This is a genomic window from Nonomuraea rhodomycinica (genome assembly GCF_013363995.1).
Taxonomy (GTDB): Bacteria; Actinomycetota; Actinomycetes; order Streptosporangiales; family Streptosporangiaceae; genus Nonomuraea; species Nonomuraea rhodomycinica.
Genome location: NZ_JABWGO010000002.1, coordinates 1 through 16,149, shown reverse-complemented (window position 1 = coordinate 16,149; position 16,149 = coordinate 1). Strand labels below are relative to the sequence as shown.

Annotated in this window: 20 protein-coding genes; 2 read left to right on the top strand and 18 right to left on the bottom strand. The window is 67.1% G+C overall.

The window, feature by feature from the left end:
• Window positions 1–2: 2 nt before the first annotated feature.
• The 16 genes from rplN to rpsL all read right to left on the bottom strand — a co-directional run bounded on the left by rplN (window position 3) and on the right by rpsL (window position 10,494).
• A complete protein-coding gene (gene rplN / locus HT134_RS11150; protein WP_043623452.1) occupies window positions 3–374 on the bottom strand; it encodes a 50S ribosomal protein L14 in 372 nt (123 codons plus the stop codon).
• A 183-nt stretch (window positions 375–557) separates the two neighbouring features.
• Complete coding sequence (rpsQ, locus tag HT134_RS11145) at window positions 558–848, bottom strand: 30S ribosomal protein S17 (RefSeq protein ID WP_175600306.1); 291 nt, start codon at window positions 846–848, stop codon at window positions 558–560.
• Window positions 841–1,077, bottom strand: coding sequence for a 50S ribosomal protein L29 (rpmC, locus tag HT134_RS11140; protein ID WP_080047279.1), 237 nt, complete (start codon window positions 1,075–1,077; stop codon window positions 841–843). The genes rpsQ and rpmC overlap by 8 nt, the downstream gene beginning before the upstream one ends.
• Window positions 1,077–1,496, bottom strand: coding sequence for a 50S ribosomal protein L16 (gene rplP / locus HT134_RS11135; RefSeq protein ID WP_101783547.1), 420 nt, complete (start codon window positions 1,494–1,496; stop codon window positions 1,077–1,079). Before rplP ends, rpmC begins: the two co-directional genes overlap by 1 nt.
• Window positions 1,497–1,498: 2 nt before the next feature.
• The gene (gene rpsC / locus HT134_RS11130; protein ID WP_175587899.1) at window positions 1,499–2,341 is read right to left on the bottom strand and encodes a 30S ribosomal protein S3; all 843 of its coding nucleotides are present in this window, start codon (window positions 2,339–2,341) and stop codon (window positions 1,499–1,501) included.
• Complete coding sequence (rplV, locus tag HT134_RS11125; RefSeq protein WP_020542306.1) at window positions 2,341–2,694, bottom strand: 50S ribosomal protein L22; 354 nt, start codon at window positions 2,692–2,694, stop codon at window positions 2,341–2,343. The genes rpsC and rplV overlap by 1 nt, the downstream gene beginning before the upstream one ends.
• 28 nt (window positions 2,695–2,722) lie before the next feature.
• Window positions 2,723–3,001 (bottom strand): 30S ribosomal protein S19, encoded by a 279-nt coding sequence (gene rpsS, locus HT134_RS11120; protein WP_080043236.1) that lies wholly within the window; start codon window positions 2,999–3,001, stop codon window positions 2,723–2,725.
• An 11-nt stretch (window positions 3,002–3,012) separates the two neighbouring features.
• Window positions 3,013–3,849: a 50S ribosomal protein L2 gene (gene rplB / locus HT134_RS11115; protein ID WP_175587901.1), complete on the bottom strand. Its 837-nt coding sequence runs from the start codon at window positions 3,847–3,849 to the stop codon at window positions 3,013–3,015.
• A gap of 106 nt (window positions 3,850–3,955) precedes the next feature.
• On the bottom strand, window positions 3,956–4,258 hold the full coding sequence (gene rplW, locus HT134_RS11110; RefSeq protein WP_175600305.1) for a 50S ribosomal protein L23: 303 nt from the start codon (window positions 4,256–4,258) through the stop codon (window positions 3,956–3,958).
• Window positions 4,258–4,908, bottom strand: a complete 651-nt coding sequence (rplD, locus tag HT134_RS11105) for a 50S ribosomal protein L4 (protein WP_175600304.1) — start codon at window positions 4,906–4,908, stop codon at window positions 4,258–4,260. The genes rplW and rplD overlap by 1 nt, the downstream gene beginning before the upstream one ends.
• On the bottom strand, window positions 4,905–5,558 hold the full coding sequence (rplC, locus tag HT134_RS11100; protein WP_175600303.1) for a 50S ribosomal protein L3: 654 nt from the start codon (window positions 5,556–5,558) through the stop codon (window positions 4,905–4,907). Before rplC ends, rplD begins: the two co-directional genes overlap by 4 nt.
• Window positions 5,559–5,572: 14 nt before the next feature.
• A complete protein-coding gene (gene rpsJ, locus HT134_RS11095) occupies window positions 5,573–5,881 on the bottom strand; it encodes a 30S ribosomal protein S10 (protein ID WP_030912931.1) in 309 nt (102 codons plus the stop codon).
• A gap of 271 nt (window positions 5,882–6,152) precedes the next feature.
• On the bottom strand, window positions 6,153–7,346 hold the full coding sequence (gene tuf, locus HT134_RS11090) for an elongation factor Tu (RefSeq protein ID WP_175600302.1): 1,194 nt from the start codon (window positions 7,344–7,346) through the stop codon (window positions 6,153–6,155).
• 161 nt (window positions 7,347–7,507) lie between these two features.
• On the bottom strand, window positions 7,508–9,556 hold the full coding sequence (gene fusA, locus HT134_RS11085; protein WP_217707830.1) for an elongation factor G: 2,049 nt from the start codon (window positions 9,554–9,556) through the stop codon (window positions 7,508–7,510).
• 90 nt (window positions 9,557–9,646) lie between these two features.
• Window positions 9,647–10,117, bottom strand: coding sequence for a 30S ribosomal protein S7 (gene rpsG, locus HT134_RS11080; RefSeq protein WP_055505082.1), 471 nt, complete (start codon window positions 10,115–10,117; stop codon window positions 9,647–9,649).
• 2 nt (window positions 10,118–10,119) lie between these two features.
• Entirely contained in the window at window positions 10,120–10,494 is a 375-nt protein-coding gene (rpsL, locus tag HT134_RS11075) for a 30S ribosomal protein S12 (protein WP_020542315.1), read from the bottom strand.
• Window positions 10,495–10,963: 469 nt separating this feature from the next.
• On the opposite strand from rpsL, the gene HT134_RS11070 reads away from it, so the two are divergent.
• Window positions 10,964–11,671 carry a DUF2975 domain-containing protein gene (locus tag HT134_RS11070; RefSeq protein ID WP_175600300.1) on the top strand — a complete coding sequence of 236 codons (708 nt, stop codon included), beginning with the start codon at window positions 10,964–10,966 and terminating at the stop codon, window positions 11,669–11,671.
• On the top strand, window positions 11,671–11,904 hold the full coding sequence (locus HT134_RS11065; protein ID WP_175600299.1) for a helix-turn-helix domain-containing protein: 234 nt from the start codon (window positions 11,671–11,673) through the stop codon (window positions 11,902–11,904). Before HT134_RS11070 ends, HT134_RS11065 begins: the two co-directional genes overlap by 1 nt.
• A gap of 137 nt (window positions 11,905–12,041) precedes the next feature.
• On the opposite strand, the gene HT134_RS11060 is transcribed toward HT134_RS11065, so the two are convergent.
• Both HT134_RS11060 and HT134_RS11055 read right to left on the bottom strand, forming a co-directional pair.
• Window positions 12,042–15,917, bottom strand: coding sequence for a DNA-directed RNA polymerase subunit beta' (locus HT134_RS11060; RefSeq protein WP_175600298.1), 3,876 nt, complete (start codon window positions 15,915–15,917; stop codon window positions 12,042–12,044).
• Between the two features lie 17 nt (window positions 15,918–15,934).
• A partial coding sequence (locus HT134_RS11055) for a hypothetical protein (protein WP_175600297.1) occupies window positions 15,935–16,149 on the bottom strand: 215 nt, incomplete at its 5' end.

The window sequence follows — 16,149 nt, the reverse complement described above, 5'->3', positions numbered from 1 at the left end:
CATTACAGCACCTCCGGGGCGAGCGAGATGATGCGCATGAACTTCTTGTCGCGCAGCTCGCGGCCGACCGGGCCGAAGATACGAGTGCCACGAGGGTCGCCGCTGTCCTTGATGATCACGGCAGCGTTCTCGTCGAAGCGGATGTAGGAGCCGTCGGGCCGGCGGCGCTCCTTGACCGTGCGGACGACGACGGCCTTGACCACGTCGCCCTTCTTGACGCCCGTGCTGCCCGGCAGCGCGTCCTTGACAGTGGCGACGATGACGTCGCCGATACCGGCGTAGCGTCGGCCCGAACCGCCGAGAACACGGATGCAGAGAATCTCCTTGGCACCCGTGTTGTCGGCGACCTTGAGCCGCGACTCCTGCTGGATCACGATTACTCCTGTTAGTCGCGCCGGTTCTCATCGCTGAGCCTGGCGGAACCCGTCGGTTTCTTGGTCCTCCGGCCACAGCTCCGCGGAGCCGCACCGCAGGCGACGCGGGAAGGTCCCACGTCCTTGGACACCGTCATGGGGGGTGTCTCCACCCCCCACGAGGCGCGGTATATCCGAGAAGGGTTACTTGGCCTTCTCGAGGATCTCGACGACCCGCCACCGCTTGGTGGCGGAGAGCGGACGAGTCTCCATCAGAAGCACACGGTCGCCCACGCCGCAGGCGTTGGACTCGTCGTGCGCCTTGTACTTGGTCGTACGGCGGATGACCTTGCCGTACAGACGGTGCTTCACGCGGTCCTCGACAGCGACGACGACGGTCTTGTCCATCTTGTCGCTGACGACGAGGCCCTCGCGGACCTTGCGGAAGTTACGGCCACCCTCGGTGGTGGTCTCGGTGGTCTCGGTCTCAGCCATCGCTCGTCTCCTTCTCGACCGTGACGATGCCGAGCTCACGCTCACGCATCACGGTGTAGATACGGGCGATCTCGCGGCGGACGGCGCGCAGCCGCCCGTGGCTCTCCAACTGACCGGTCGCCGCCTGGAAGCGGAGGTTGAACAGCTCCTCCTTGGCTTCCTTGAGCTTCTGGACCAGCGTGTCCTGGTCCTCCACCCGCAGCTCGCCGGCGGTCAGGCCCTTAGCCATCACGCCTCACCCACTTCACGCTTAACGATCTTGCACTTCATCGGGAGCTTGTGGATCGCGCGCTGAAGCGCCTCACGCGCGATCGGCTCCGCCACGCCGGACAGCTCGAACATCACGCGTCCGGGCTTGACGTTGGCGATCCACCACTCAGGCGAGCCCTTACCGGAACCCATGCGGGTCTCGGCCGGCTTCTTGGTGAGCGGACGGTCGGGGTAGATGTTGATCCACACCTTGCCGCCACGGCGGATGTGACGGGTCATCGCGATACGAGCCGACTCGATCTGGCGGTTGGTCACGTAGGAGTGCTCAAGCGCCTGGATGCCGAACTCGCCGAACACGACCCTGGTGCCGCCCTTGGCGGCTCCGCTGCGGTCAGGCCGGTGCTGCTTGCGGTGCTTGACCCTGCGCGGGATCAGCATGGTCAGCTCCCTTCAGCACCCGGCTGCGCAGCCGGGCCGGTCTCGGGGGCGGCCTGCGCGGCCGCCTCGGTCCTGGGGGCGCGGTCACCGCGGCCGCCACCACGGCGGGCGCCACCGGCGCCACCGCGGCGGGGACGGTCGCCGCCACCCCGACGGTCGTCACGCTCGCGACGCTGGCCGGCACGGGCACCGGCAGCGGCCGCCTCGCGCTCGGCGCGGCTCGTCGGAGCCTCGCCCTTGTAGATCCACACCTTCACGCCGATCCGGCCGAAGGTGGTACGGGCCTCGTAGAACCCGAAGTCGATGTCAGCGCGGAGCGTGTGCAGCGGCACACGGCCCTCGCGGTAGAACTCCGACCTCGACATCTCGGCGCCGCCCAGACGACCGGAGCACTGCACCCGGATGCCCTTGGCGCCGCTCTTCATGGCCGACTGCATCGCCTTGCGCATGGCCCGCCGGAACGAGACACGGCTGGAGAGCTGCTCGGCGACACCCTGCGCGACGAGCTGGGCGTCGATCTCGGGGTTCTTCACCTCGAGGATGTTGAGCTGGACCTGCTTCTTGGTCAGCTTCTCCAGGTCACCGCGGATGCGGTCGGCCTCCGCGCCGCGGCGGCCGATGACGATGCCCGGACGCGCGGTGTGGATGTCGACCTGGACGCGGTCGGTCGTGCGCTCGATCTCCACCTTGGAGATGCCGGCCCGCTCCATGCCCTTCTGCAGCATGCGGCGGATCGCCACGTCCTCGGCGACGTACGACTTGTACAGCTTGTCGGCGTACCACCGGCTCTTGAAGTCGGTCGTGATGCCGAGGCGGAACCCGTGCGGGTTAACCTTCTGGCCCACTATCGGGTCCTTCCCTTCGGCTCGCGGGACTCCACGATCACAGTGATGTGGCTCGTCCGCTTGTTGATCCGATAGGCGCGACCCTGTGCACGCGGACGGAACCGCTTCAGCGTCGGGCCCTCGTCGACCCACGCCCGGCTGACGACGAGCGTCTGCGGGTCGAGGTCGAAGTTGTGCTCAGCGTTCGCCATCGCGCTGCTGAGCACCTTGTAGATCGGCTCGCTCGCCGACTGGGGAGCGAACTGCAGCACGGCCTGCGCCTCCGAAGCGGGCAGCCCGCGAATAAGGTCCACCACACGGCGGGCCTTCTGGGGCGTGACGCGGACGAACCGCGCCTGAGCCCTGGCTTCCATCGCTTACTCCTCTGACTTCTGAAGGCTGCTATCGCCGGCTGCGGCGGTCTTCCTTGACGTGGCTGCGGAAGGTCCGCGTGGGGGCGAACTCTCCCAGCTTGTGGCCGATCATCGACTCGGTGACGAACACCGGCACGTGCTTGCGGCCATCGTGAACGGCGATCGTGTGCCCGAGCATGTCAGGCACGATCATGGAGCGCCGCGACCACGTCTTGATGACGTTCTTGGTGCCCTTCTCGTTCTGGGCGTCCACCTTCTTCTGAAGGTGCTCGTCCACGAAGGGACCCTTCTTAAGGCTACGTGGCATTTCGGCTGCTCCTACCGCTTCTTCCTCTTGCTCCGACGACGGATGATCAGCCGGTCGCTGGACTTGTTGGCCTGGCGGGTGCGGCCCTCGGGCTTGCCCTTCGGGTTCACCGGGTGGCGACCACCGGAGGTCTTGCCCTCACCACCACCGTGCGGGTGGTCGACGGGGTTCATCGCGACACCGCGGACGGTCGGGCGCTTGCCCTTCCACCTCATACGGCCGGCCTTGCCCCAGTTGATGTTGGCCTGCTCGGCGTTGCCGACCTGACCGACCGTGGCCCGGCAGCGCACGTCGACCATGCGCATCTCACCGGACGGCATACGCAGCGTGGCGTACTGGCCTTCCTTCGCGAGCAGCTGGATCTGGGCGCCCGCGGAGCGGCCGAGCTTGGCGCCGCCGCCCGGACGGAGCTCCACCGCGTGGATGAAGGTACCGGTCGGGATGTTGCGCAGCGGCAGGCAGTTGCCCGGCTTGATGTCGGCAGCGGGGCCGTTCTCGATGCGGTCGCCCTGCTTGAGGCCGGTCGGCGCGATGATGTAGCGCTTCTCGCCGTCGGCGTAGTGCAGCAGAGCGATGTTGGCGGTGCGGTTGGGGTCGTACTCGATGTGAGCGACCTTCGCCGGAATGCCGTCCTTGTCATGCCTCCGGAAGTCGATGATCCGGTAGGCGCGCTTGTGACCGCCGCCCTGGTGGCGCGCGGTGACCCGGCCGTGTACGTTGCGGCCGCCCTTGTTGTGAAGGGGCGCAAGCAGCGACTTCTCGGGCGTGCTGCGCGTGATCTCGGAGAAGTCCGAGACACTCGAGCCGCGGCGACCCGGAGTCGTCGGCTTGTACTTACGGATGCCCATCTTTTTCGTTCATCCTTCGTCGGTTACATGGGTGAGCCCGCCGCACCGAGGTGCGACGGTCTCGATCCCCTCACGGGCCTCCCGGCCCGCTCTCTTTCTGTGGCTGCTAGCCGATCTGACCGAAGATGTCGATCCGATCGCCCTCGACCAGGCTCACGATCGCGCGCTTGGTGTCGGGACGCTTGCCGTAACCGGTGCGGGTGCGCTTGCGCTTGCCCTGCCGGTTGATCGTGTTCACGTTGGTGACCTTGACCCCGAAGATCTGCTCGACGGCGATCTTGACCTGGGTCTTGTTCGCGGTCTTCTTCACCAGGAACGTGTACTTGTTGTTCTCATCGATCAGGCCGTAGCTCTTCTCGGAGACGACCGGCTTGATGATGACGTCGCGCGGGTCGGCGATCTTCTCCATCAGGCGTCTTCCTTCTCGCTCTGAGCCGACAGCCGCGCCACGACCTGGTCGTAGGCCTCACGGGTGAAGACCACGTCGTCGTGGACGAGCACGTCGTAGGTGTTGAGCTGCCCGGCGTCCAGCAGGTGGACCTCCGGGGCGTTGCGCAGGCTCAGCCAGGTGCGCTCGTCGGCCTCGTCGACCACGACGAGCACGCTACGGGCCTGGGTGATCTTGCGCAGGGCCTGCAGGGCCGCCTTGGTCTTGGGCGTCTCGCCCTCGACCAGACCGCTCACCACGTGCACGCGACCGCCGCCGGCCCGGTCGGACAGGGCGCCACGCAGGGCGGCGACCTTCATCTTCTTGGGCGTGCGCTGCGAGTAGTCGCGCGGCACCGGGCCGTGGACGACGCCACCGCCGGCGAACTGCGGAGCACGGGTCGAGCCCTGACGGGCGCGGCCGGTGCCCTTCTGGCGGTACGGCTTCTTGCCGCCGCCGCTGACCTCACCACGGGTCTTGGCCTTGTGGGTGCCCTGCCGGCGAGCGGCGAGCTGAGCCACGACCACCTGGTGGATCAGAGGAATGTTGACCTTGGCGCCGAAGATGTCCTCCGGCAGGTCGACGGTGCCCGTCTTGGCTCCGCTGGCGTCGAGGACGTCAATGCTGGTCACTTGGCAGCCCCCTTCTTGGCAGCGGTGCGGACGAGGACGAGGCTGCCGTTGGCGCCGGGGATCGCACCCTTGATGAGGATGAGCCCCTTCTCGGCGTCGACGGCGTGAACCTTCAGGCTCTGCACAGTGGTGCGGACGTTACCCATCCGACCAGCCATGCGCAGACCCTTGAACACGCGGCCCGGGGTGGCGCAGCCACCGATGGAACCCGGCGAGCGGTGCTTGCGCTGCGTACCGTGCGACGCGCCCAGACCACCGAAGCCGTGCCGCTTCATGACACCGGCGAAGCCCTTGCCCTTGCTCTTGCCCGTCACGTCGACGAACTGGCCGGCCTCGAAGGTGTCGGCCAGCAGCTCCTGGCCCAGGGTGTAGTCGCTCGCGTCGTCGGTGCGGATCTCCGCGAAGTAACGGCGCGGGGTGATGTCGTGCTTGCGCAGGTAGTCGCCGAGCGGCTTGTTGACCTTCCGGGGGTCGACCTGCCCGAAGCCGAGCTGGACGGCGGAGTAGCCGTCCTTCTCCACGGTGCGGACGCGGGTCACCACACACGGACCGGCCTCGACCACGGTCACCGGTACGAGCCGGTTGTCCGCGTCGAAGACCTGGGTCATGCCGAGCTTCTTGCCCAGGACGCCCTTGATCGTCTTAGCCATGTCAGTGTGATCCCTCAGAGCTTGATCGAAATGTCGACGCCCGCGGGGAGGTCGAGCCGCATGAGCGAGTCGACGGTCTTGGGCGTCGGGTCGATGATGTCAATCAGCCGCTTGTGCGTGCGCATCTCGAAGTGCTCGCGGCTGTCCTTGTACTTGTGCGGCGAGCGGATGACGCAGTACACGTTCTTCTCGGTCGGCAGCGGCACCGGGCCCGCGACCTTCGCGCCAGTCCGCGTCACCGTCTCGACGATCTTCTTGGCCGAAACGTCGATGACCTCGTGGTCATAGGCCTTGAGCCGAATGCGGATCTTCTGTCCCGCCATAGTGGCCTCGGTGTCCTTCGCTGTCGTCTGAAAAAGTATCGTGCGGCCGGCGGCCGCTGATTGCTGCGGGCCTGAACCCGCGAAGCCCCACGTGACAGACGCAGATGATCTGCCGATTCTTCCGTGATCCGGCAGTTACTTCGGTCACTGCCGAAGGAACTGCGAGATCACGGCTTGCGTGGGGGGCGGACGGGAGCCGTACGGCTCCTGCCCTGGTCGTGGTGCGGCGGTCGGCCCCGACGTGGGGGCCGACCGCCGCCCCGCGATCGAACTACTTGATGATCTTCGTGACCCGACCGGCGCCGACGGTGCGGCCACCCTCACGGATCGCGAACTTGAGGCCTTCCTCCATGGCGATGGGCTGGATCAGCTCAACGCGCATCTCGGTGTTGTCGCCCGGCATGACCATCTCGGTGCCCTCGGGGAGGTGCACGACACCGGTCACGTCAGTCGTACGGAAGTAGAACTGCGGGCGGTAGTTGTTGAAGAACGGCGTGTGGCGGCCGCCCTCGTCCTTGGACAGGATGTAGACCTGGCCCTCGAACTCGGTGTGCGGGGTGGTCGTGCCCGGCTTGATGATGCACTGGCCGCGCTCGACCTCGTCGCGCTTGATGCCGCGGAGCAGCAGGGCGGCGTTGTCACCCGCGTGACCCTCGTCGAGCATCTTGTTGAACATCTCGATGCTGGTGACGGTGGTCGTGGTCTTCTCCGGCTTGATGCCGATGATGTCGACCTGCTCGTTGACCTTGACGACACCGCGCTCGATACGGCCGGTGACGACGGTGCCGCGACCGGTGATCGAGAAGACGTCCTCGACCGGCATGAGGAACGGCTTGTCCGTCTCACGCGGCGGCTCGGGCACGTTCTCGTCGACGGCGTTCATCAGCTCGATGATGCTGTCGGCCCACTTCTCGTCGCCCTCAAGAGCCTTGAGCGCGGAGACGCGGACGACCGGCAGGTCGTCGCCGGGGAACTCCTGGGCGGAGAGGAGCTCGCGGACCTCGAGCTCGACGAGCTCCAGGATCTCCTCGTCGTCCACCATGTCGGCCTTGTTGAGGGCCACGACGATGTAGGGGACGCCGACCTGGCGGGCCAGGAGGACGTGCTCCTTCGTCTGCGGCATCGGGCCGTCGGTGGCGGCGACCACCAGGATGGCGCCGTCCATCTGAGCGGCACCGGTGATCATGTTCTTCACGTAGTCGGCGTGACCGGGGCAGTCCACGTGGGCGTAGTGGCGCTTCTCGGTCTGGTACTCGACGTGCGCGATGGAGATCGTAATGCCGCGGGCCTTCTCCTCGGGCGCCTTGTCGATCTTGTCGAACGGCGTGGCCTGGTTCAGCTCGGGGTAACGGTCGTGGAGCACCTTGGTGATCGCCGCGGTCAGCGTGGTCTTACCGTGGTCGATATGCCCAATGGTGCCGATGTTCATGTGCGGCTTGTTCCGCTCGAACTTGGCCTTGCCCACTGGTTCTCTCCTTGAGAATCTGTGACTTTCGTCTGCACACACGGGCCCGGGACTTCCCGAACCCCTAGGCGGTGGGGCGGCGTACCACCCCACCAGAGGCCGTGGCCTCCTCGACGGCCGGGCGCCGGCAAGCCGGCGCCCCGCCTCGTGGGGTCCCGGGACTATTCGCCCCGGGCCTTCGCGACGATCTCCTTGGCGATGCCCGGAGGCACCTCCGCGTAGGAGTCGAACTGCATGCTGTAGCTCGCGCGCCCCTGCGTCTTGCTACGCAGGTCACCAACGTAGCCGAACATCTCAGACAGCGGTACGAGCGCCTGGACGACGCGGGCGCCGGCCCGCTCGTCCATCGCCTGGATCTGCCCGCGGCGACCGTTGAGGTCACCGATGACGTCACCCATGTAGTCCTCGGGCGTGGTGACCTCGACGGCCATCATCGGCTCGAGAAGCACGGCGTCAGCCTTGCGCGCGGCCTCCTTGAAGGCCATCGAGCCGGCGATCTTGAACGCCATTTCCGAGGAGTCGACGTCGTGCGCGGCACCGTCGGTGAGCGTCACCTTCACGCCCACCATCGGGTAGCCGGCCAGCACGCCGAACTCCGCGGCCTCCTGGGCGCCCGCGTCGACCGACGGGATGTACTCCCGCGGAACGCGGCCACCGGTGACCTTGTTCTCGAACTCGTAACCGTCGTTGCCCTCGCCCAGCGGCTCCAGATCGATGATGACCCGCGCGAACTGACCGGAACCACCGGTCTGCTTCTTGTGGGTGTAGTCGATCTTCTCCACCTTGCGGCGGATGGTCTCGCGGTAGGCCACCTGCGGGCGGCCGACGTTGGCCTCGACCTTGAACTCGCGCCGCATGCGGTCGACGAGGATCTCGAGGTGCAGCTCGCCCATGCCCCAGATGACGGTCTGGCCGGTCTCCTCGTCACGACGGACCTGGAAGGACGGGTCCTCCTCGGCCAGCCGCTGGATCGCGGTCGACAGCTTCTCCTGGTCGCCCTTGGTCTTGGGCTCGATGGCGACGTTGATGACCGGAGCCGGGAACGTCATCGACTCGAGCACGACCTGGTTCGACGGGTCGGACAGGGTGTCGCCGGTCGTGGTGTCCTTCAGACCCATGACCGCGACGATCTGGCCGGCGATCGCCGTCGGGCGCTCCTCGCGCTTGTTGGCGTGCATCTGGTAGATCTTGCCGATCCGCTCCTTCTTGCCCTTCACAGAGTTGACGACCTGTGAACCGGCCTCGAGCGTGCCCGAGTAGATGCGGATGTAGGTGATCTTGCCCAGGTGCGGGTCGCTGGCGATCTTGAAGGCCAGAGCGGAGAACGGCTCGCTCGGGTCCGCGTGACGCTCGATCACCTTCTCCTCGTTGCCGACCGCGTGGCCCTTGAAGGCCGGGATGTCGGTCGGCGCCGGGAGGTAGGCGACGATCGCGTCGAGCAGGGGCTGCACGCCCTTGTTCTTGAACGCGGTGCCGCACAGGACCGGGTTGATGGCGCTGCTCAGCGTGGCGCGGCGGATGGCCGCGATCAGCTGCTCCTCGGTGGGCTCGGTGCCCTCGAGGAAGAGCTCCATCAGCTCGTCGTCGTTCTCGGCGACGGTCTCGATCAGCTTGTCGCGCCACTCACGAGCGACGTCGGCGTGGTCGGCCGGGATGTCGACGGTGTCGTACATCTCGCCCTTGGCCGCCTCGGCGCTCCAGATGAGGCCCTTCATCCTGATGAGGTCGATGACGCCCTTGAAGTCGGCCTCAACGCCCCACGGCAGCTGGATGACCGCCGGGGTGGCGCCCAGGCGGTTGACCATCATGTCGACGCAGCGGTGGAACTCCGCGCCGACCCGGTCCATCTTGTTCACGAAGCAGATGCGGGGGACGTCATAGCGGTCAGCCTGGCGCCACACCGTCTCCGACTGCGGCTCAACGCCAGCGACACCGTCGAACACGGCGACCGCGCCGTCGAGGACGCGGAGCGAACGCTCCACCTCGATGGTGAAGTCGACGTGACCCGGGGTGTCGATGATGTTGATGGTGTGACCGAGCCACTCGCAGGTCGTCGCGGCAGACGTGATCGTGATGCCGCGCTCCTGCTCCTGCTCCATCCAGTCCATCGTGGCAGCGCCTTCGTGGACTTCACCGATCTTGTAGTTGATGCCGGTGTAGAACAGGATGCGCTCGGTCGTGGTGGTCTTGCCCGCGTCGATATGGGCCATGATCCCGATGTTGCGGACCTTGGCCAGGTCAAGAGCGGTCGTGGTGGCCACTTCTCTCGCGTCCTCGTCGTCTCGTCGAACCCGCCGGGGTTACCAGCGGTAGTGGGCGAAGGCCTTGTTGGACTCGGCCATCTTGTGGGTGTCCTCGCGCTTCTTCACGCTCGCCCCGAGGCCGTTGCTGGCGTCGAGGAGCTCGTTCATGAGGCGCTCGGTCATGGTCTTCTCGCGGCGGGCGCGGGAGTACTGCACCAGCCAGCGCAGGGCCAGGGTGGTGCTGCGCGCGGCGCGCACCTCGACCGGCACCTGGTAGGTCGCGCCACCGACGCGGCGGCTGCGGACCTCGAGGGTCGGCTTGACGTTGTCAAGCGCGCGCTTGAGGGTGACGACCGGGTCGTTGCCCGTCTTGTCCCTGCAGCCCTCGAGGGCGCCGTAGACGATCGACTGCGCGATGGAGCGCTTGCCGTCCAGAAGCACCTTGTTGATCAGGGCGGTGACCAGCGGCGAGCTGTAAACCGGGTCAGCCATGAGCTGACGACGGCCAGGAGAACCCTTGCGAGGCATTGTTAGCTCTTCTCCTTCTTCGCGCCGTAGCGGCTACGGGCCTGCTTGCGGTTGCGGACACCCTGGGTGTCGAGCGAACCACGGATGATCTTGTAGCGAACACCCGGCAGGTCCTTCACACGACCGCCACGCACGAGCACGATGGAGTGCTCCTGCAGGTTGTGACCCACACCGGGGATGTAGGCCGTGACCTCGATGCCGTTGGTGAGCCGAACACGGGCCACCTTGCGCAGTGCCGAGTTGGGCTTCTTCGGAGTCGTGGTGTAGACGCGCTGGCACACGCCGCGGCGCTGCGGACTCCCCTTGAGGGCAGGAGTCTTGGTCTTTGAGACCTTGTCCTGCCGGCCCTTGCGGACCAACTGCTGAATAGTGGGCACTGCCACTCCGTTCGTGCCTTGGCCGGTGTTACGTCAATTGTGCGAATCGCAGGTACTGCCGGTGTCATGACCTGCTGTTCGTGCCTCCCCCCGCGCCCCCGCGCTCGGGCGTGTCGCGCTGTTCGCACAGACACATCCGCGTGGGTTACGAGCCAGGAAGCCGTCCCGCGCTCCCAAAATGAGCGCACGGTCGAGAGCCCGCATAGTAACGGGCACGATGCTCAAGACTACCTAGGTCGCTGCGACACGTCAAAGCGGCGCGGCAAAGCGGACAAGGCTCGCCACTCCGGATCGCAGAGGCCGTTCATCAAGGCCCGGGACTACTACTGCTCCGCGCCTATGATATCCGGCCCGCGCGGCGCTTCGCCGTGCTTCCCGTCACATCGGTGACCGAAACCCCTTGATTGCATATCGAAAGTCGATACTATCGTTCTTCGATAGTATCGACCAACGATATGGAGTGCCTTCCATGGGTTCCCCCCACACCTCCTCACTGAGGTGGACCGCGATCACGGTGCGCGTCCTGCTCGCGCTCCTCGCCGCCGTGACGGCGTACGAGATCGGCCGCACGGCCGTGACAGGCGGCGTGAACGCCTTCGGCAGTCTCGGCGACCGGAGTCTGGTGTGCGCGACCGCGCCCGGCCTCCTCAGCGTGCCGGGCAACATGGCCGAGGACCCGAAGCTGCGCGCCGCCTTCGACGCGAGCATCGCGGTGCCGTCCAGGCCGTTCATGTACCCGCTCGCGCAGGGCGCCGAGGTGAACGAGCCGATCCCGAGCCTCTGCAGGGACGACTCCGGCTTCGCGGCCCAGTTGCTCTACCAGAGCTCCCGCTTCGCCACCCCCGCCGTGCTGCTGGCCGGGCTCGTCCTGCTCGAACGGCTGATCAGCCGGGCCCGGCGCGAGGGCGGGTTCGACGTGGCGGTCGTCGCCCGGCTGCGGTTCCTCGGTCTCTTCCTGGCCGCCGGTACGCTCGTGTCGTCGCTCTACACCGCGATCGCCGAGACCGGCCTGGCCGCGTCGATGGTGGCCACCGCCCTCAGGCGGCCCTGGGAGCACGCCCTGCACAGCTGCAGCGTCCCCTGGGCCTTCCTGGTCGCCGGGATCGGCCTCGTCGTCATGGCGCGGGTCGTCCGCGTCGGCGCGTCCATGCGTGAGGAACTCGAAGGAACCGTCTGATGCCACCCGCCGACAGCTCCGAGCAGACCATCGAGGTCCACCTGGACCGGCTGCTCGAAGAGCGCGGCATGACGCTCGTCGAGCTGGCCGAGCGGGTCGGCATCACGAACGTGAACCTGTCGATCCTCAAGAACAACCGAGCCAAGGCGATCCGCTTCTCGACCCTGGCCAGGATCTGCGAGGTGCTCGGCTGCCAGCCGGGCGACCTGCTGTCCTTCACCCCGCGCCGGTAGGCCGCCGGCCGGCGTGGTGCTCGCCGTCCCTTCCCGCGGGGGCGTGAGCGGCGGCGACACGACCGATGAGAAACGGGACGCGCCCGGGGCCTCCAGCGGAGGCGCCCGGGCGCGTCACGTACGGGACGGGTCCCGAACTACCGGTTGTACTGGCCGAAGTCGTACTCCTCCAGGGGCACGGCCTCGCCGCTGCCGGTGCCGAAGGTGTAGTCGGCCGCGGAGCCGTCGTAGCCGCCCACGGTGTACATGGCGGCCTTGGCCTCCTCGGTCGGCTCGACCCGGATGTTGCGGTACTGGGGCATGCCCGTACCGGCCGGGATGAGCTTACCGATGATGACGTTCTCCTTCAGGCCCAGGAGCGAGTCGGACTTGGCGTGGATCGCCGCGTCCGTCAGGACCCTGGTGGTCTCCTGGAAGGAGGCCGCCGACAGCCACGACTCGGTGGCCAGCGACGCCTTCGTGATGCCCATGAGCACCGGACGGCCGGCGGCCGGCGAGCCGCCCTCCGCCACCGTCTCGCGGTTCATCTGCTCGAAGCGCGGCCGCTCCACGAGCTCGCCGGGCAGCAGGTCGGTGTCACCGGACTCCAGCACGTTCACGCGCTTGAGCATCTGCCGCACGATGATCTCGATGTGCTTGTCGTGGATCGACACACCCTGCGACCGGTAGACCTGCTGGACCTCCGCCACCAGGTGCAGCTGCACGGCGCGCGGGCCGAGGATGCGCAGCACCTCGTTGGGGTTGACGGCACCGGCGACCAGCTGCTGGCCGACGCTGACGTGCTGGCCCTCGGAGATGAGCAGGCGCGAGCGCATCGAGACCGGGTAGGAGATCTCCTCGGAGCCGTCGTCCGGCGTGATGATGATCTTCCTGGCCTTGTCGGTCTCGTCGATGCGGACCCGGCCCTCCGCCTCGGAGATCGGGGCGACACCCTTGGGGATGCGCGCCTCGAACAGCTCCTGGACTCGGGGCAGACCGTGGGTGATGTCGGCACCGGCCACACCACCGGTGTGGAAGGTACGCATCGTCAGCTGCGTGCCCGGCTCACCGATCGACTGGGCGGCGATGATGCCGACCGCCTCGCCGACGTCCACGAGCTTGCCGGTGGCCAGCGAGCGGCCGTAGCAGGTCGCGCAGACACCGATCTTCGCCTCGCAGACCAGCGCGCTGCGGGTGCGGACGGTCTCGATGCCCGCCGCGACCAGCGCGGTCACGTGGGTGTCGTTGATGTCCACGCCCTCGGCCGCGATGACCTTGCCGTCGACCACGACGTCCTCGGCCAGGATGCGGCCGTGCACGTTGGACTCGGCGTTCTCGGCCTTGACCAGGTTGCCCGACGCGTCGCGCTCGCCGACGTGCAGCGGGACCGCGCGGTCGGTGCCGCAGTCGATCTCACGCACGATGACGTCCTGCGCCACGTCCACCAGACGACGGGTCAGGTAACCCGAGTCGGCGGTCCGCAGAGCGGTGTCGGCCAGACCCTTGCGCTGTCCGTGGGTGGAGATGAAGTACTCCAGCACCGACAGGCCCTCGCGGAACGAGGCCTTGATGGGCCGCGGGATCGTCTCACCCTTGGTGTTGGACACCAGGCCGCGGATGCCGGCGATCTGACGCACCTGCATCTTGTTGCCTCGGGCGCCGGAGTTGACCATCATCCAGACCGGGTTGGTCGCCGGGAAGGCGTTGACCATGTCGGTCTCGACGTCGGCCGTCGCGTGCGTCCAGATCTCGATGAGCTCCTGACGGCGCTCCTCGTCGGTGATCAGACCACGCTCGTACTCACGCTGCACCTTGTCGGCGCGGCGCTCGTAGTTCTCCATGATCTCGGACTTGTTCGGCGGCGCGACGACGTCGTCGATGGCGATCGTGACACCGGAACGGGTCGCCCAGCGGAAGCCGGCGTCCTTGAGCGCGTCGAGCGAGTTGGCGACCTCGACCTTGGGGTAGGTCTCGGCCAGCTCGTTCACGATCGTGGACAGCTGCTTCTTGCCGACCTGGAAGTTGACGAACGGGTAGCTCGCCGGCAGCGTCTGGTTGAACAGGCACCGGCCGAACGTCGTCTCCAGGCGGATCGGGTCACCCTGCTCCCAGCCCTCCGGCGCGACCCAGTCGCGCGGCGGCAGGACGTCCTTCAGCCGGATCTGGATCTTCGCCTGGATCTCCAGCTCGCGGCGGTCGAAGGCCATCTGCGCCTCGGCGATCGAGCCGAACACACGGCCCTCGCCGGTCGCGCCCTCCTTCTGGGTGGTCAGCCAGTAGAGGCCGATGACCATGTCCTGCGTGGGCATCGTCACGGGCTTGCCGTCGGCCGGCTTGAGGATGTTGTTGGTCGAGAGCATCAGGATGCGCGCCTCGGCCTGGGCCTCGGCCGACAGCGGCAGGTGCACGGCCATCTGGTCGCCGTCGAAGTCCGCGTTGAACGCGGTGCAGACGAGCGGGTGGATCTGGATGGCCTTGCCCTCGACCAGCTGCGGCTCGAACGCCTGGATGCCCAGGCGGTGCAGCGTCGGAGCGCGGTTGAGCAGCACGGGGTGCTCGGTGATGACCTCTTCGAGCACGTCCCACACCACGGGGCGGGCGCGCTCGACCATCCGCTTGGCCGACTTGATGTTCTGCGCGTGGTTGAGGTCCACGAGCCGCTTCATCACGAACGGCTTGAACAGCTCCAGCGCCATCTGCTTGGGCAGGCCGCACTGGTGCAGCTTGAGCTGCGGGCCGACGACGATGACCGAACGGCCGGAGTAGTCGACTCGCTTGCCCAGCAGGTTCTGGCGGAAGCGGCCCTGCTTGCCCTTCAGCATGTCGCTGAGGGACTTCAGCGGACGGTTGCCGGGACCGGTGACCGGGCGACCGCGACGGCCGTTGTCGAACAGCGCGTCGACGGCCTCCTGGAGCATCCGCTTCTCGTTGTTCACGATGATCTCGGGCGCGCCGAGGTCGAGCAGACGCTTGAGGCGGTTGTTGCGGTTGATGACCCGGCGGTACAGGTCGTTGAGGTCGGAGGTCGCGAACCGGCCACCGTCGAGCTGCACCATCGGCCGCAGGTCCGGCGGGATGACCGGGATGCAGTCGAGCACCATGCCGCGCGGCGAGTTGGTGGTGTTGAGGAACGCCGACACGACCTTGAGCCGCTTGAGGGCGCGGGCCTTCTTCTGGCCCTTGCCGCTGCGGATCGTCTCGCGCAGGTTCTCGGCCTCGGCGTCGAGGTCGAAGCTGATCAGGCGGTCCTGGATCGCCTGCGCGCCCATGCCGCCCTTGAAGTAGCGGCCGAAGCGGTCGCGCATCTCGCGGTAGAGCAGCTCGTCGCCCTCGAGGTCCTGGACCTTGAGGTTCTTGAAGCGGCTCCAGACCTCGTCCAGGCGGTCCAGCTCGCGCTGGGCCCGGTCGCGCAGCTGGCGCATCTCGCGCTCGGCGCCCTCGCGGACCTTGCGGCGCTGGTCGCCCTTGGCGCCGGCGGCCTCCAGCTCGGCCAGGTCGGTCTCGAGCTTCTTCTGCCGGGCCTCGACGTCGGCGTCACGGCGCTGCTCGATGTGCTGCCGCTCGACGGAGATCTTCGCCTCCAGCGAGGGCAGGTCACGCTCACGCATCTCGGTGTCGACATGCGTGATCATGTACGCCGCGAAGTAGATGACCTTCTCCAGGTCCTTCGGGGCGAGGTCGAGCAGGTAGCCGAGGCGGGACGGGACGCCCTTGAAGTACCAGATGTGCGTGACCGGGGCGGCCAGCTCGATGTGGCCCATCCGCTCACGGCGCACCTTGGCCCGGGTCACCTCGACGCCGCAGCGCTCACAGATGATGCCCTTGAACCGGACGCGCTTGTACTTGCCGCAGTAGCACTCCCAGTCGCGGGTCGGACCGAAGATCTTCTCGCAGAAGAGCCCGTCCTTCTCCGGCTTGAGGGTCCGGTAGTTGATGGTCTCCGGCTTCTTGACCTCGCCGTGCGACCACTGACGGATGTCGTCGGCCGTCGCGAGGCCGATCCTGAGCTCGTCGAAGAAGTTGACGTCTAGCATTGTGTGCGATCTCCCCCTCAGACTTCTTCCACGCTGCTCGGCTCACGCCGGGACAGGTCGATACCGAGCTCCTCCGCCGCGCGGAAGACGTCCTCGTCGGTGTCACGCATCTCGATGGACATGCCGTCGCTGGAGAGCACCTCGACGTTGAGGCACAGCGACTGCATCTCCTTGATGAGGACCTTGAAGGACTCGGGGATGCCGGGCTCGGGAATGTTCTCGCCCTTGACGA

Coding starts and splice junctions, on each gene's coding strand:
- rpsQ (WP_175600306.1), bottom strand. CDS start 848: ATGGCTGAGACCGAGACCACCGAGACCACCACCGAGGGTGGCCGTAAC.
- rpmC (WP_080047279.1), bottom strand. CDS start 1,077: ATGGCTAAGGGCCTGACCGCCGGCGAGCTGCGGGTGGAGGACCAGGAC.
- rplP (WP_101783547.1), bottom strand. CDS start 1,496: ATGCTGATCCCGCGCAGGGTCAAGCACCGCAAGCAGCACCGGCCTGAC.
- rplV (WP_020542306.1), bottom strand. CDS start 2,694: ATGGAAGCCAGGGCTCAGGCGCGGTTCGTCCGCGTCACGCCCCAGAAG.
- rpsS (WP_080043236.1), bottom strand. CDS start 3,001: ATGCCACGTAGCCTTAAGAAGGGTCCCTTCGTGGACGAGCACCTTCAG.
- rplB (WP_175587901.1), bottom strand. CDS start 3,849: ATGGGCATCCGTAAGTACAAGCCGACGACTCCGGGTCGCCGCGGCTCG.
- rplW (WP_175600305.1), bottom strand. CDS start 4,258: ATGGAGAAGATCGCCGACCCGCGCGACGTCATCATCAAGCCGGTCGTC.
- rplC (WP_175600303.1), bottom strand. CDS start 5,558: ATGGCTAAGACGATCAAGGGCGTCCTGGGCAAGAAGCTCGGCATGACC.
- rpsJ (WP_030912931.1), bottom strand. CDS start 5,881: ATGGCGGGACAGAAGATCCGCATTCGGCTCAAGGCCTATGACCACGAG.
- fusA (WP_217707830.1), bottom strand. CDS start 9,556: ATGGCCCATATCGACGCGGGCAAGACCACCACGACCGAGCGCATCCTG.
- rpsG (WP_055505082.1), bottom strand. CDS start 10,117: ATGCCTCGCAAGGGTTCTCCTGGCCGTCGTCAGCTCATGGCTGACCCG.
- HT134_RS11070 (WP_175600300.1), top strand. CDS start 10,964: ATGGGTTCCCCCCACACCTCCTCACTGAGGTGGACCGCGATCACGGTG.
- HT134_RS11065 (WP_175600299.1), top strand. CDS start 11,671: ATGCCACCCGCCGACAGCTCCGAGCAGACCATCGAGGTCCACCTGGAC.
- HT134_RS11060 (WP_175600298.1), bottom strand. CDS start 15,917: ATGCTAGACGTCAACTTCTTCGACGAGCTCAGGATCGGCCTCGCGACG.